Source organism: Halomonas sp. SIMBA_159 (assembly GCF_046536035.1).
In the GTDB taxonomy this organism is placed as follows: Bacteria; Pseudomonadota; Gammaproteobacteria; order Pseudomonadales; family Halomonadaceae; genus Vreelandella; species Vreelandella venusta_A.
Genome location: NZ_JAWJBT010000552.1, coordinates 1 through 273 on the forward strand (window position 1 = coordinate 1; position 273 = coordinate 273).

General features: G+C 50.2%; 1 protein-coding gene. It reads right to left on the bottom strand.

Annotated elements, in window-relative coordinates:
* On the bottom strand, positions 1-273 hold a 273-nt coding region (locus R0J87_RS20425), incomplete at both ends, for a coproporphyrinogen III oxidase (RefSeq protein WP_498888543.1).

The window sequence follows — 273 nt, forward strand, 5'->3', positions numbered from 1 at the left end:
GTTGAAAGCCATACTGCCAACGCACCAGCGGCGGCATCGACATTAATATTGATTCAGTGCGGCCACCACTTTGCAAACCAAATAGTGTGCCCCTATCGTATACCAGATTAAATTCAACATAACGGCCACGGCGATACAACTGAAACTGCCGTTCGCGCTCGCCATATGCTGTGGCTTTGCGTTTTTCCACAATCGGCAGATAGGCCGGAACAAAGGCCTCGCCCACCGCTCGCATTAATGCAAAGCTTGTATCAAAACCCGGCTGGTTTAAGT